This is a genomic window from Faecalibacillus sp. TM498 (genome assembly GCF_020589955.1).
GTDB classification, from domain to species: domain Bacteria; phylum Bacillota_I; class Bacilli_A; order Erysipelotrichales; family Coprobacillaceae; genus Faecalibacillus; species Faecalibacillus intestinalis.
Map to the genome: position 1 here is coordinate 1 of NZ_JAJDKB010000016.1, position 15,116 is coordinate 15,116.

15 protein-coding genes and 1 pseudogene are annotated in these 15,116 nt (G+C 28.3%); 2 read left to right on the top strand and 14 right to left on the bottom strand.

The annotated features are described in order from the left end of the window. Positions 1-201 precede the first annotated feature (201 nt). A complete protein-coding gene (locus LJD32_RS06660) occupies positions 202-903 on the top strand; it encodes a LytR/AlgR family response regulator transcription factor (RefSeq protein ID WP_032091384.1) in 702 nt (233 codons plus the stop codon). Further along, the gene (locus LJD32_RS06665; RefSeq protein ID WP_227391992.1) at positions 900-2,168 is read left to right on the top strand and encodes a sensor histidine kinase; all 1,269 of its coding nucleotides are present in this window, start codon (positions 900-902) and stop codon (positions 2,166-2,168) included. Before LJD32_RS06660 ends, LJD32_RS06665 begins: the two co-directional genes overlap by 4 nt. Before the next feature lie 550 nt (positions 2,169-2,718). Here the strand turns inward: LJD32_RS06665 and LJD32_RS06670 are convergent. The 14 genes and pseudogenes from LJD32_RS06670 to LJD32_RS06735 all read right to left on the bottom strand — a co-directional run bounded on the left by LJD32_RS06670 (position 2,719) and on the right by LJD32_RS06735 (position 15,086). Continuing rightward, on the bottom strand, positions 2,719-4,707 hold the full coding sequence (locus tag LJD32_RS06670) for a penicillin-binding transpeptidase domain-containing protein (RefSeq protein WP_227391993.1): 1,989 nt from the start codon (positions 4,705-4,707) through the stop codon (positions 2,719-2,721). A gap of 500 nt (positions 4,708-5,207) precedes the next feature. After that, positions 5,208-5,855, bottom strand: a complete 648-nt coding sequence (locus tag LJD32_RS06675) for a GyrI-like domain-containing protein (RefSeq protein ID WP_175300714.1) — start codon at positions 5,853-5,855, stop codon at positions 5,208-5,210. Between the two features lie 12 nt (positions 5,856-5,867). Then, positions 5,868-6,659, bottom strand: a complete 792-nt coding sequence (locus tag LJD32_RS06680; RefSeq protein ID WP_227391994.1) for a MerR family transcriptional regulator — start codon at positions 6,657-6,659, stop codon at positions 5,868-5,870. Between the two features lie 134 nt (positions 6,660-6,793). Beyond that, positions 6,794-7,090, bottom strand: a complete 297-nt coding sequence (locus tag LJD32_RS06685; RefSeq protein ID WP_227391995.1) for a GNAT family N-acetyltransferase — start codon at positions 7,088-7,090, stop codon at positions 6,794-6,796. Between the two features lie 106 nt (positions 7,091-7,196). Next, a pseudogene (locus LJD32_RS06690) lies at positions 7,197-7,580 on the bottom strand (winged helix-turn-helix transcriptional regulator). Positions 7,581-7,705: 125 nt separating this feature from the next. Further along, positions 7,706-8,635 carry an acyl-CoA thioester hydrolase/BAAT C-terminal domain-containing protein gene (locus LJD32_RS06695; protein WP_227391996.1) on the bottom strand — a complete coding sequence of 310 codons (930 nt, stop codon included), beginning with the start codon at positions 8,633-8,635 and terminating at the stop codon, positions 7,706-7,708. 20 nt (positions 8,636-8,655) lie between these two features. Next, on the bottom strand, positions 8,656-8,910 hold the full coding sequence (locus LJD32_RS06700) for a hypothetical protein (RefSeq protein ID WP_227391997.1): 255 nt from the start codon (positions 8,908-8,910) through the stop codon (positions 8,656-8,658). Between the two features lie 222 nt (positions 8,911-9,132). After that, on the bottom strand, positions 9,133-9,912 hold the full coding sequence (locus LJD32_RS06705; protein WP_227391998.1) for an HAD-IIB family hydrolase: 780 nt from the start codon (positions 9,910-9,912) through the stop codon (positions 9,133-9,135). 10 nt (positions 9,913-9,922) lie between these two features. Next, positions 9,923-11,203 carry an amidohydrolase family protein gene (locus tag LJD32_RS06710; protein WP_227391999.1) on the bottom strand — a complete coding sequence of 427 codons (1,281 nt, stop codon included), beginning with the start codon at positions 11,201-11,203 and terminating at the stop codon, positions 9,923-9,925. A gap of 73 nt (positions 11,204-11,276) precedes the next feature. Next, positions 11,277-12,077: an SDR family NAD(P)-dependent oxidoreductase gene (locus tag LJD32_RS06715; RefSeq protein WP_032091392.1), complete on the bottom strand. Its 801-nt coding sequence runs from the start codon at positions 12,075-12,077 to the stop codon at positions 11,277-11,279. A 93-nt stretch (positions 12,078-12,170) separates the two neighbouring features. Next, a complete protein-coding gene (locus LJD32_RS06720; RefSeq protein WP_022001165.1) occupies positions 12,171-12,485 on the bottom strand; it encodes a branched-chain amino acid transporter permease in 315 nt (104 codons plus the stop codon). Further along, the gene (locus LJD32_RS06725) at positions 12,478-13,152 is read right to left on the bottom strand and encodes an AzlC family ABC transporter permease (protein WP_227392000.1); all 675 of its coding nucleotides are present in this window, start codon (positions 13,150-13,152) and stop codon (positions 12,478-12,480) included. The genes LJD32_RS06720 and LJD32_RS06725 overlap by 8 nt, the downstream gene beginning before the upstream one ends. Next, on the bottom strand, positions 13,142-13,966 hold the full coding sequence (locus tag LJD32_RS06730; protein WP_227392001.1) for an ATP-binding protein: 825 nt from the start codon (positions 13,964-13,966) through the stop codon (positions 13,142-13,144). The genes LJD32_RS06725 and LJD32_RS06730 overlap by 11 nt, the downstream gene beginning before the upstream one ends. Further along, complete coding sequence (locus LJD32_RS06735) at positions 13,953-15,086, bottom strand: cysteine desulfurase family protein (protein WP_227392002.1); 1,134 nt, start codon at positions 15,084-15,086, stop codon at positions 13,953-13,955. Before LJD32_RS06735 ends, LJD32_RS06730 begins: the two co-directional genes overlap by 14 nt. Positions 15,087-15,116: the final 30 nt, after the last annotated feature.

Here is a 15,116-nt window from a genome sequence, read left to right on the forward strand (position 1 = left end):
TCTTGAATTCCTACTGCTTTTTTACTATCACTATATTTTAATGCTGGATACCAAAGTCAGGTACTATATATTTATGCCAATGTCAAACATTATTTTTTCTCATAAAATCATAAGAATTTAAAATAAATAAATTGAGTATTGCCAAAAAATATTGATAATAATAAGATATATTTAGTTTGCAAAGAAAAAGGGTGATCATAGATGAAATTAGCCATATGTGATAATGAAAAAAATGATTTATTACAAATCAAAAAATTAGTATTAGAATATTGTAAAAAAAATAATTATTTTTTTGAAATTTTTACTTATCAAGACTACAAAGAGCTGCTCCACTGCATTGATGATTTTAATTATATTATTTTAGATGTTCTTTTAGATGATTTAACAGGTATTCAACTCGCTAAAGAGATACATAATATAAACAAAGACGTAAAAATTATTTTTTGTTCTATCAATCCTGAATATAGCATTGAAGCATTTGAAGTCAATGCCTTTAGATATTTAGTAAAACCTATTAACAAACAAAAACTTTTTGAATATTTAGATGAAATAAGAAAAAATGAAAAAGAAGCTCAAATAACCCTCATCGATTGTCAACAAAAAAAGTATACTATTAATATTTTAGACATATGCTATATCGATATGACCGGTCACTTATCAACAATCCATTTAAAAAACAAATTTACAATCACCATCAGAAAATCAATGAAAGAATGGATGTTATTATTAAATGAATATTATTTTTATTTGACATACAAAGGTGTTTTGGTAAATCTAAAATATGTTTCTTCTATAGAAAAAGATATTGTTATTTTAAAAAATGGAGATTCTGTCTATTTATCTCGTAAATATAGAAAAGAATTTGAAGAAAAGTTCATGAATATGTTAGGAGATACATTATGATGATGACGATACTTTTTTCAAATGTACTTGAACTACTTATCTTTACATTTTTCTATAAATCACTACTTTCACCAAATAACAATAATAAACATGAATATACCATCATCTACACATTATGTTTTCTAACAAAATGTCTATCTAATTTCTTTAATAATATTCAAATAAATATTGCTATTTCTTTTTTTACATACTTAATACTGATATTAAAATTTTCAAATTCAAAATTAATCTATAAATTACTTTCTTTAAGTATCTATGAAGGACTATCGATTTTTTCTGAATCTATTACATATCATATTTTTCAATTGTTTCCTTTAGCAAATGAAAATGAACTTTTACAAATGTTTTTTAGCAAGTTTGTTTTATTTTTATTTATTTTTCTAATTAAAAAATATAAATATATTATTGATGAAGATTATATTGATTTTAAAAATTCTTTACTCTTATCTTTTCAACCATTATCAATAATTATTTTTATTTATGTAAGCAATGGTGAAATCATTATAAATTCTAAAAATTCAGCTTTAACAATTTTCTCGTTAGTCTTATTGATCATATCAAATCTCATCTCTTTTTATATTTTTGGAGAAACCATTAAAAAAAATAAAATAAAAAAAGAACTTGATTTTGAAAAAATGCGAATAAAAGAAAATGAACAATATTATACTTCTTTAAAAAAGAATATTTATGATTTCAAAGCATATCGACATGATTTAAAACATCATTTTTCAACATTAAAGAGTATGCTTTATTTAAAAAAGTATGATGAAGCATATGAATTTGTTAATTCTTTATATGATAAAACTTGCGAGCTTTCAGATATTAGAAGTGGTGACGAATTTATTGATTTAGTTTTAACAAGTAGATTGCATAAAATTTATTTTTTTAATATTAAAATGTATTTTGAAATCAGGCCCTTAGATTTAAGTTTTATCAACGCCATGGACTTAAATACCATTTATGCTAACATTATTGACAATGCTATAAATTCTTGTGAAGAATGTAAAGATAGGTATATAAAAATACAAACAAAAACCAATAATCAATATCAAATTATTAAAATTACTAACAGTTGTGTATATGCAACCGAAATAAATGGATCATTTATTTCAACAAAAAAAGATAATGCTAATCATGGCTTTGGATTAACTAACATCCAAAAAGCCGCCAAAAAATATAATGGTTTTGCACAATTTAAATTTGATACCAATTCTCAAGAATTTATCACAACGATTATTTTTAAAAACAATACAAAAAAACAATAACACGTGACCCATATAATATATTGGCATGATTCTTTAATTTTCCTGTATTGTCATAATATATTTGAGCATAAGCATAAAAAGTACTAAAAACTAGCGTGCTATTACCTATAGAATTCATTCTATCTCTTCTACCATAACAGTATGTAATTTTCATATAATATTAAACTTTATTATTAATAATATATAAAAATCATTCAAACTTACATGTTGTAAAAATTGAGTGATTTTTATTTTTTTCTCTATTTTTATACAACTTATAAATTCCTATAAATAAAGAAGCAAACTTATAATTATTATTAATTAAAAAAAGTTTCCCTTTATGAGAAACTTTGATTTTAAGACTTCATGTTTTTTTACTTTCTTTTTAGCTAACCTTACCATGCTATCTTCTAATGTGATACATAGATTTTTTAAATTATAAATTTTTGCCCAATCTTTGAAGTGCATATCCATGTAATCTTTTATTTCACTAGTTGATTTTGTTTGGAATAAAGTAATCAATCTTCTATTTTAAAAATATCATTTAATTTCAAAACAAAATATGATAATACTATTTAGAAAGATATAAATCTAAAGGTGTTTTTGTATGTTCAACAACATAACCACTACCACCTCTATCCTTAACGTCTTCTACCAATGTTGTTATTAAAAGAGGTTGTTTGCTATCTGTTGTCATTACTATAAACCAGCCAAGCTCCTTTCCTGTCGTATCACTTTGGCTTTGTTTGATTTCTGCTGTTCCTGTTTTTCCTGCAAGAATCACATTATCATGAAAGATGCTATGTCCTGTTCCATTTTCATCTGCAATAACATTAATGAGATCTTCTTTGATTGTTTTTATTGTTTTATCACTGAAAACTCTTTGCATCCACATTCGCTCTCCTTTTTTTACAAGATGTGGACTATAAATTGAACCATTATTAACAAAGGCACTATAAATACTTGCAAGTTGTACAGGATTCATCAAAATTTGTCCTTGTCCATAACCACTATCTGCAATTAATTGATCATTTACTTTTTGATTTTTATTGATATACTGACTTCTATTTAAAGCCAGTTCAAAAGGAATCTTTTCACCGATCTTTAAATTTTTATAATATTTAAATAAATTCTCTTTTCCAATATTTAACGCACTTCTTGCAAAATAAACATTATCTGAATATGTGATTGCATTCTTTAAATTATTAGGTGAAGGAGCGTGTAATGTTGTTACATAATAATTACCCCAACTTGAGTCCTTTTGCCATTTATCTTTAGCACCTAAATCCTTATCAGGATCAATGATCTTTGTTTCTAAACCAATAGCTGCCGTAATAGGCTTCATAGATGAACCAGGTATATAGGTTTGTTTATAACGACTCATCAAAGGTTGGTTGACATCATTATTTAAAGCATCCCATTTATCTGTTGATAGTCCTAAAACAAAATCATTGTTTGAATAGGATGGTGTTGATACAAGTGCTAACACTTCTCCTGGTTTTGGATTGATAGCAACAGATGCACTTTTATCATTTTGATATTCATTATAAAGACTTTGTTGTAAATCAATATCAATTGTTAGAGTAATATCTTGAGGGCCTTCATCAATCTCTATTGCACAAAGATTTTCAATAACTTTATCATTTTTATTAACAAGATCTATTTTTCCTGAACTACTTCCCCTTAATTGTTTTTCATAAACCGCTTCAATCCCACTTCTTCCAATGACTGAAGTTGAATTGTAACCTTCATTTTTATGTTTTTTTAAATCTTCAGCATTAACATTTTGAACATATCCTATAATATGTGAAGCTACTTTATCATAAGGATAAGTACGAATACCGACTGTTGAAATTTTAACACCACTGATATTTAAAATGCCATTATAGACCAAACCATTTTTTGTGATTTCAGAAACAGTTTTAATCGGCACAAATGAATCATCCTTGATCCAAGAAGCACTCATTTTCTTTTGAATAGTTTCAACATCTGTTTCTAAATATTTGGCGATTTGTCCATAATCATTTTCACCGTTAAGCTTTCCTTTTACAAGACCAACTGAATATCCCTTTTCATCTTCTGCAAGTACTTTTCCATTTCTATCTAAAATACGTCCTCTTTTTTCAGGATTATATGTTGTTGCTTTGATTTTGCAACCATCTTTATAGTCTTTCATAATAAGATTGTTATTGAATTGAATTTGTTCGTTTCTAATTCCAATTTTATTTTTATATTCAATTATTCCAGCCACAGTGTCTATGGATATTTGATATTTAACTATATCATTTTTTTCGTCTAATATTTTTACTTGTATATTATTTGCACCTATATCATCATAGATTTCTTTATATTTTTCAACAAAGTACTTCTGTGTAGGTGTATAAACCGTTTTTTGATCTAACATTTGATACATTTGTTTATAATCTTTCTTTTTTAAAAGTTCAAAATATTCTGTAATAACTTGTTCATTGCTTTTTCCCTGATTAAATATAAAGAACACAGAAACTATCAGTAAAACACAAACACTAATTCCTATAATATATTTTTTCTTAATTTCCATCAATAAATCCTCCTATAATAATTAATTATATTTAATTACCGTATTTATTAAAAGAATATATACATAAGTGGTTAATTTTCGTCATAAGATATATGCTTCAAATTTAGCATAATTAAAACAATAATAACCATAACATATATATATATAATATTTTTGCTTTCTAAAAGAAAAACTGTTGATTTTTTCAACAGTCTTGAATCTAATTTTTCTTTAGAAATTAATTTTTTTCATTTTGCAAAGTATATTATTCTTTTCAAATATTTCTTTTATTCCTTCATATTGACTTTTTGTGATATTTTTCTTTTCAAAATAAAGAACTGCACCTGCTTTAGTCAACATCATGATAAGTGTTCCTGTATCAATTACTTCTTTTATAGTTTTATACTGTCTATAAAAGTATGTTGTGATTCTTGTATCATATCAATACCTTCATCTAAAAATACAAAATCAAAAGAACCTTCTTCTTACATAAGATGCAATACATTTATCTTAATAACCCTTTATTCATATTTTTTATCAATTTTACATATTGGATGTCTAATCACTGTTTTCCATTTTTCTGGTATCACTTTACGAGCATCCGATAAATAAATTTCATGATGTAATCTTGATTTATTAAAATCATTTCGATAGCCTTTTTCTTGAAGATATTGATTCATTATTTCTACCGTAGTTTCTTCTTCATCAAAAGAACCCTGATGCATCATTTGAACACATAGACCTTCTTCAAAAGTAAAAAATTCTACTTTTGAACAATCTATTTTCTTTTTTATAGACGCTCTCTCTACTGCCCAATCAAAATCTTTTTTAGAAATAAAATCAGGCAATCTAATAACTGAAATCCAATGAAACTTTTCTTTATGTAAATAATCCACATTTTTCTTATCTTCTTGCCACCAAAAGCCTTCAAGTGGTGGAACAACATATTCATAAAAGCCTTTTATTTTATATTCCGTCTTATAACTCATTTTTAATGTATAAGCAACAGCATAGAGTATATGAATCGCTTGTTGATACATGCCATTTTCTTCATTAGGATTTCCTTTACCTCTTATCGCAATAAAATTAAATTGCGGAATATTAATAATTTCAGGCTTATTTTTAGGTCTATAATATTCTTTATATTCTTTTTTAAAATCAAAAGTCATTTTTCTAATCTCCTAAATAATTGGAAGTTGAATTTCTGTGAGCCATTCATCAACCGATTTTTTATTCCAAATACCATCAATATAACATTCTCTAGCAAGACCACTTACATGATAATCATTATCTTCTACACATTTCATAAGAAAACTATATGCTTCACCAATTTCATCATAGGCACCTTTATAAAAAAGACTTAATGCCTTTGTCGCTGGAAGTTTTTTAAATTTAATTCGAGCACTTTCTTTCCCGATGCTTTCTACTGCCTCATAACGGCAAATCATGATATCTGTTTCCTTATGTTCTTTATCTAAATATTCACAAAACTCATAAGATGGTTTTGTACATTTTATTTGTGGATTCAGTTCTAGACATTCTTTTTTTAGACTTGGAATAACTTTCATCATATCTGAGTATTTTTTCACTTTCACTTCACTATAATAAACAATTGTTTCAGGTATTTCTTTTACAGTTACTTGATAGCTCATTTCATCACTTTCCAAAATATGATTAATGATAGAAAGACATGCTTCAATGTCTTTTTTTTGATTTTCTAACATCTTTGCTTTAGAAATAAGTATTTTCTTTTTATCTGCCCCACTGTAGATTTCTTTAATTTCTTCAATCGTTAGTCCTAATTGTCTATAGGACTTAATCATTGCTGCATCGGTTAATTGACTTGTCTTATAAAAACGATAACCTGTTTTCTGATCTACTTTTTGAGGAATTAAAAGACCCTCTTTTTCATAAAAGCGCAATGCTTTGATTGTTAAATATGATAGTTTTGAAAATTCACCAATTTTTAACATTGTTACATTCCTTTCTGTTTTATATAATAGATTATCCCCTAAGGGGAGAGTCAACCTTTTCTATACTTTTAATTATAAACAAAAAACATGAAGAGTACTCTACTTTAAAAAGTATTTTCTCTTCATTATTAATTCTATTCATGAATATCATTGCATATTTGCATTGCTATTTCATTTTCCATTAACGTAATGCCATTTTTCTTATAAAACAACATATTATTTTTATCTTCTGGCATCACTTCAAGATACATAAAATCTTTATATTTTTCCTTAATATAGCCAATCATTTTACTTGCAATTTCCTTTCGTTGATAGTCAGGATGAACAAGAACATAATGGATCTGCGCTAACATTTCCGTATCATCTAACACTCTTATAAGCCCAACAAGAAAATCACCATCCCATACAGTAAGTACCGTTGAAGAATTCATAAGCGTTTAGGATAATTTCCAGAAACCCAGTTAATTGATAAAAATAATTGTTGTACTTGTTCTTGTGTAAATATTTTTTCTTCTGTATATTTTAACATACTTTCTCCTATCCATGGTGATCACATTTTTGACATTGAACCATTTCATTTTCATTATCTTCTTTATAAAAAATTCCTGACCACTTACAAATACTTTGTAGAATTGGAACAACAGATACCTCCTTTTCCGTTAAAGAATACTCGACCCTTAGTGGAATTTCATCATAAGATTTTCAATCAATAAGACCATCTTCTATTAAATCTTTTAACGTTGATGCCAGTACTGCATCTGTAATATTATACATTTCTTTGCGAATTTCACTATATCGTAATTTTTTATGAGCGAATAATACACAGATAATACGTGAACGCCATTTTCCACCAAATAAGGTAAGTCCATATTCAAGAGGACAACGTATATCATCATCTATTTTTTTCTTATATTTTGCCATCTAAAAATCACCCTCAATTTCTTTTTTTAAAATATAAATTAAAGGTGTTCTTTTTTGTAGTAACTATTAAATTTCATAGTTTAAAAAATACGGAGCTATATACTCCGTATTCTCATCATTTAATTTTATTCTTTACACCATTTTTCTAAAGCATTTGAAAGTTTTTCATCAATATCTTTTCTTGTTGCTTCACATTCATTAGGATAATCTTTAGCCGCTTTAAAAATAAAACGTAAAACAAATTTAAGCCCTATCGGTAAAGCTTTACGAAGTAAAGATTCTGGTAAAACAAAATGTGTTCCGTGTTCATAAACAAGCGTTGTATACTCACAACTGTGAGGATGTGTTTTTAAACGTTGATCCATACGTCGAATATATTTTCCTGTTTCCCAGAAAGAATCATCATCTGCCCCAACAAGAAATAAACTTCCTTTTATATTTTCAACTTTAATCATTTCTTCCTCTGTATGTTCTCTTGCTTTTTCAGAATCAATAAATAAACATGTGCTTCGTTCAATATCTCCAGAACCTTTTGTTTCTTCTTCAACCTTTTGCCAATAAATTGGATGTTCATACACAAATGGCATATACGCTAAAGGTTGCCCTTTCCAAGAAAGTGTTGATGCACCGGGAATTGGCCATTCTTTACAACCATCTTTATTTCCTTGTTCAAATCCTTGCCATATAAAATCACTTGGTGTAAGTGCAAAGGTCAAAGTAATATCCGAAAAAAATGAAGCAGCCACAAGTGCATCCATCCCCGTTGTACTCATTCCTACAATACCAATTTTTTTATTTCCGTTATTTTTTAACCATTGAATCGCTGTTTCTATTCTTTCTAACGGATAATTGACATGACTATAATCTTTCTTACTCGGTGACATGCAAAGAACATTGACACCATTTTTATGAAGCCATTTAGCACCACACTTTGCCATATAATCATTAGGATCATCCCCAAACATTCCAATCATTGCACAATAAGATTCCTTGGGGTTTATATAATAAGTCCCATAGAAACCATCTTTTTCTGTATCAAAAAATAATTTTTCCATGATTTTCCTCCAACATATCATTAAATCTTTTGACTCACTAAAAATCCGTTTTCATCTTTTACTATTTCGTATTTCTTTGCCATTGGACTTTTACTACCAACAATACAATAATCACACTTATCACAGTTTACACAAGTTCCTTGATGAATAAGTGTTCCATGAAGTTGGCTGATTCCCCAATAATCAGCATTACAAAATAGTAGAAGTACATGCATTAAATTATATTTCTTCGTAAACTCAGCATCAGGACATTGTAAAAAATGATATCTTGCCACGCAATTTCCTTTATCATAAGATTTTTATACATTACAAAAAGTTGCAGGATATTGAAGATATTGTTTATGATCTTAATAACCAACAGTATGAAAAGTCTTATTAGTCAACCACATATCAAAATTTCTATTTAAATTAAATATCTTTTCTAACTTTTCAAAAGTGACATAAATAAATGCGTGACAAAGTCTTGAAGTTTTTCAATTTTTTTAGAAAAAATGAAATTATTCTTGGATCCACCCAAAATGTACACAAGCATTATAAATACCATCTTGATCACATGGTGTAGTTACATAAGTTGCTTTTTCTTTTAATTCATCAATAGCATTTCCCATCGCAATACTTGTCCATTCATCTCTAAACATACTTAAATCATTTTTTTCATCACCAAAAACAACGATATCTTTATAATCACCTTTAAAATGATCAACCATCATTTTAATACCAACTGATTTATCACCTGGTTCTACAAATAAATATTCTTTATGGAAACGACACCAAGGTAATTCTTTTAGTGTTTCTAATTTTTGTTCCTCAGGTGCAAAACAAGCTACATAAACTTTAAAAATTTGATCATAATTTCTAGGATCAAGACCATCTACAACCTCAGTATCCATATAGACATCATGTGTAAAATCATAAAAGCGAGAATCCGGTGCCAATCTTCTTGTTTTATTATCTGGTGAAATAGCCCAAATAAATCCTTTTTCTTTACATTCATCTATGAGATTTAAACATTTTTGATAATCTAATGGTTTAATGGTAATAAGTTCATTATCAATTGTAATTCCATTACCACCATCACTCACCATATTTTCAAAACCTAGACTTCTCATATGATCGACTGCCATTGCATAACTTCTTCCTGTCGCAATAGCCACAAAATGACCTTGTTCTTTTAACATGCGAATTGCTTTTTTTGTTGATTCAGGAATGTATTGTCTTCCTGGTGTTCCTACTGCTAATGTTCCATCAATGTCAAAAAAGAAAAATTTTCTGTTCATAACTAACTCCTTATAAATACTTATCTAATTCTATTTCTACTGTTTTATTGATTTTTACCTTTGGATGATCAATTAATTTACCACGTGTAAATACTTTTTCAACATATCTTAAAGCTTTTAAATCATCTAAAGGATTTTCACTTACAACGATCATATCTGCATCCTTACCAACATCAATACTTCCTGTAATATTTTCAAGACCAGCGTATTTAGAAGCAAGTGAAGTTGCTGTATATAAAGCAAAACGATTAGAAACACCAATATATTTATGGAAATAATAAAGTTCTCGCCAAAAGTCATATTGACTCACCCATGGACATCCTACATCATTTCCTAAAACAACAGGTATATCATTTTCTAATGCTTGCTTTGCACAATCAATAATACCATTGAAAACGAGTTCACCATTGTATTTTTCTATTTCTGAAATATTGGAAATACTTGGATCAAACAACGCAAACGGAAGTGCTGGTGAAATCGTCGTACATAAAAAAGCCTTCTTTTCTTTAAATAAAGCAATCATTTCATCATCTAATTTTGCTCCATGTTCAATCGAATCAACACCATTTTCTAAAGCTACTCGTACCCCTTCAGATGATTCAACATGAGCAGCTACTTTATAACCAAGTTGATGTGCTCTATCACAAACAGCTTTTACCATTTCAGGAGGCATTTTTAATTCGCCAGGCACACCTTTTTCTTTTGCATCTAAAACCCCGCCAGTAATCATAAGTTTAATCAAATCAACATTTTGACTTTTTGCTTTATCCACTAAGGCTAGAGCTTCTTCATTATTATGGGCAGCAATGGCGACTGATCCTGCCATATGACCATGAGGAACAGAAATTCCCTCATTGCTGGCAACAATTCTTGGACCAATAACTTTTCTCTTTAAAATTTCATCTCTTAATTTAGAATCATAATGAGCAATTCCTCCAACTGTACGAATTGTTGTTACCCCACTCATTAATTCGATCTTAGCGAAATTAGAAACCACTTTATACGTAATTTTTCGTGATAATGGATTAGACATCAACATTTTAACTGTCTTTTCATTATCTTTTTGTTTCTTTTGTGGTTTTCCATTTCCTGCAAGATGAACATGCATGTTGATGAGTCCTGGTAAAATATATTTTCCTTGTAAATCAATAATTTGATAAGATTTATCTAAATTACGATAAGGTTCAATAGCCACAATTTTTTCATTTTCAATAAAAATTGCTTTCCCTGTCTCTACTTCCATATCCTGATGACCATTTAAAATTTTTCCATTAATTAATGCATACTTCATAACCATTCCTTCTTTCCTATATATTCATTATAAAAGAATACATAAAAAAATCACTCCTAAGAGTGATTAATTATTAAGGTCTTAATCCAAGTCCACCTTCTAATGTAAGTGTTTCTCCTGTCATATATTTAAAATCAGGATTAGCAAGTTGTACACAGACACGTCCAATTTCTAATTCATTATTTCCAAAATGTCCCATTGGTGGTGTTTTAACATTTGCTTTGAAGGCTTCTGGATATGCTTTTTCAAATTGTTCTAATTGTGCCGTCCAAGCTAAAGGACATACCACATTGACATTGATTCCATCTTTTGCCCATTCATTAGCAGCTACACGTGTTAATCCACGGATTCCTTCTTTGGCAGCAGCATATGAACATTGTCCATAGTTTCCAAATAATCCTGCTCCTGAAGCAAAGTTGACAACTGATCCTTTTGTTTCTTTTAAATATGGATAACATGCTTTCATATAATAGAAGGCTGCATAGAGTCCTGAATACATTGCTAGATCAAATTGTTCTGTTGTATGATCAGCTAATGTTACTCCTGATGCTGATGCTTGCGCATTATTGATCAAAACATCGATTCTTCCATAAGTATCCATTGCTTGTTTAACAACATTGTTAACAACGGCTTCATTATCAGCACCAGCATTGACATCTGCTTGAACTGTTAAAACTTTGATACCATATAATCTTTCTAATTCTTCTTTAGCAGCTTCTAATTTTTTAACATTACGTCCTGTAATGACAAGATTAGCTCCTTCTTTAGCATAAGCTGTCGCAATTCCATAACCAATAGAACCACAACTTCCATCTTCTAAGACAGCACGTCCTGCTCCTGTAATAATTGCTGTTTTACCTGTTAAAAATCCCATTTATATTTCCTCCTTAAATACAATTTTTAAGTGTTGATATAATTATAGCACTACCAAAATAAAAAATCTATAGCTTGTGATATTTTTAACAAACTATAGACGGATAAAAATCATGTAAACAAGAGTTGATAAAATAATACTTAAAAAAGTATTCTTTTTCCATTTATAAGTAAAAACAACTGTTAAACACGCTAAAAGATAAGGAATAAAAAGTGTTGTTAATTGCGTTTTTAAATCTTTTAGACAATAAACAATAAGAACTGCCATAATAGTCATTGGTAAATGCTTTTCTAGTTTTTCTAACCATTTAGGAAGTTCTTTTTCTTTAAATAAAAGAAAAGGAAAAGCTCTTAATAAAAAAGTAATTAAAGCAGAAAGAATAATTGCTGAAAGTACATAACTATTCATAAGATGTTCCTCCTTGTTTAACAAGTAAAATCATTGAAGAAATAATCAATGAAGGTAACATAAAGTTTTGACTGCCAAAAACAATCAAACAAATAATAGCGATAACAATTCCTACAACAGCAGGAAAATGATCTTTATTTTTCTCTAATTGATCCATAAAAATAATAATAAACAAGGCTGTCATACAAAAATCAATTCCTGTTAAATCAAACGGAATCAAATTACCAAGTACCGCTCCTAAAACAGTTCCAATAAGCCAATAACATCTTGAAAAAAGTGCGATATAAAACATAACTTGTTCTTTATCTTGATCTTCTAGATTACAATTAACCGCATAAGTTTCATCAGTCATGGTAAAAATCATATACCATTTTTGCTTCATTTTATTAAAAACATCTATAAAAGATAAACTATAAAAAAGTTGTCGGCTATTCATTAAAAGAGCTGTAACACCAATTGTAACTAAAGAAGTTCCCCCACTTAATAAAGTAATCAAAAGAAATTGAAAAGCACCCGTATAAATCAAAAAACTCACAAGTAATGCTACATACCAAGAAAAGCCCGCTTCGTTCATCATCACTCCATAAGCAATCGATACAAAAAGATAACTACACATAATAGGTATCGATTTTTCAAAAGCTTTTTTTATAATTTCTTTATTTTTCATAATCCTCTAAAAAGCTATGGTAAACTTTATCCTTTTTCGTTCCTAAAATACAATCTAAATTAACATTATCTAAAGCTTTAAAAATATTTTGATCAACATTTGGGTTTACTTGTTTCATTGTTTTAATGAGTTCTTTGACTTCTTTTCTTTTACTTGTTCCATCATTAATTAAAGAACATCCTTCAGTAAAACGACATGCACAATTGATAAAAGTCAAATCATTATGTTTACGCCAAGAAATAATACTTTCTTCTTTTACTAAATATAAAGGGCGAATAAGCTCTAATCCCTCAAAGTTTTCACTATGTAATTTAGGTATCATCGTTTTGATTTCAGAACCATAAAACATCGAAAGAAGTGTTGTTTCAATCACATCATCAAAGTGATGTCCTAAAGCAATTTTATTACATCCTAACTCTTGTGCTTTACTATAAAGATAGCCCCTTCTCATCTTTGCACATAAATAACATGGACTTTTATCAACTGTTGAAACCACATCAAAAATATTACTTTCAAAGATTTTAATAGGTACATTCAATAAATCTGCATTATCTTCAATAAAATCACGATTATAACTGTTATATCCTGGATCCATCACAACATAATGAGCTTCAAAAGGAACACGCCCATGTCTTTGTAATTCTTGAATACACTTAGCCATTAAAAAAGAATCTTTTCCACCGCTAATACAAACCATAATTTTATCATTTTCTTGGATAAGTTGATAATTTTTAACAGCTTTTATAAATTTAGACCAAATTTCTTTACGATATGTTTTTATGATACTTCTTTCTATTTCTTTATATTTTTCCATTTCCAAAGCACTCCTTGTAACATTGATCAAAGATTTTTAGAAAATCTTGAACTTCTTTTTCTGTTGTTAAATGCGATAAACTAATTCTAAAAGAAGACATCGCTCTTTGACGATCTTGATAAAGCGCATAAACCATTTTAGAAGGTGTTTCTACAGGACAACATGAAGTTTTAGTAGAAATATAGATACCTTGTTGATCGAGCATTTGTGCAAATTTTGTAGCTTTCATTCCTTTTAAGGAAATATTAATAACATGAGGTAAAGAATATTTTGTACGATTTATTAATACTTGATCATATTGTTTTAATTGTTCAAGCATTTGATGATTGATTGATTTTACATAAATTTCTCGTTCTTGTTGTTTGGAAAGAGCAATCTCTAAAGCTTTTTCAATCGATACAATATGTGCCAGTTCAGGCGTTCCACTTCTAAAAACAGTTGTTGACTTTCCCCCATCAATTTGTGTTTTTAAACCAACTTTTTTCTTTTTAATTAACATACCAGTTCCCAACATACCATAAAACTTATGAGGTGCAATAGTAATCAAATCAACATTTCGATAATCAATAGCTACTTTACCAATTGCTTGAGAAGCATCACTATGAAAAAAACAATATTTATAATCTTTTAAAACTTCTCCAATTTCTTCAATCGGTTGTCTAATTCCAAGTTCACTATCCACACTACAAACACTTACTAAAATCGTATCTTCTTGAATCATTGATTTCATTTTTTCAACATTGACTTGTCCATCTTCTTTTAAAGGAATCATTTCAACAATAAAACCATTTTCTTGCATTTTTGTAAGACTTGATAAAATTGAATTATGTTCTAAAGGTGAAATTAAAACATGTTTACCTCGATGTTTATATCTTTCTAAAATACCTTTGATTGCAAGGTTATTGGCTTCACTAGCTCCTGATGTATAAATGATTTCTTCAGGTAAAACATGTAATTGTTCAGCAATGTGCTTTGTTGTTTGATCAATAACTTCTTTTGCATGTAATCCTAGTGTATGACTTGCATTAGGATTAGCAAAATATTTCATGGTTGCTTGATAATACGTATCAAGTACTTCTTTTTCTATTGGTGTATTGGCTGCATAGTCTAAATAAATCATAAGGTACCTCTCTTTTCCTACTAATATTAT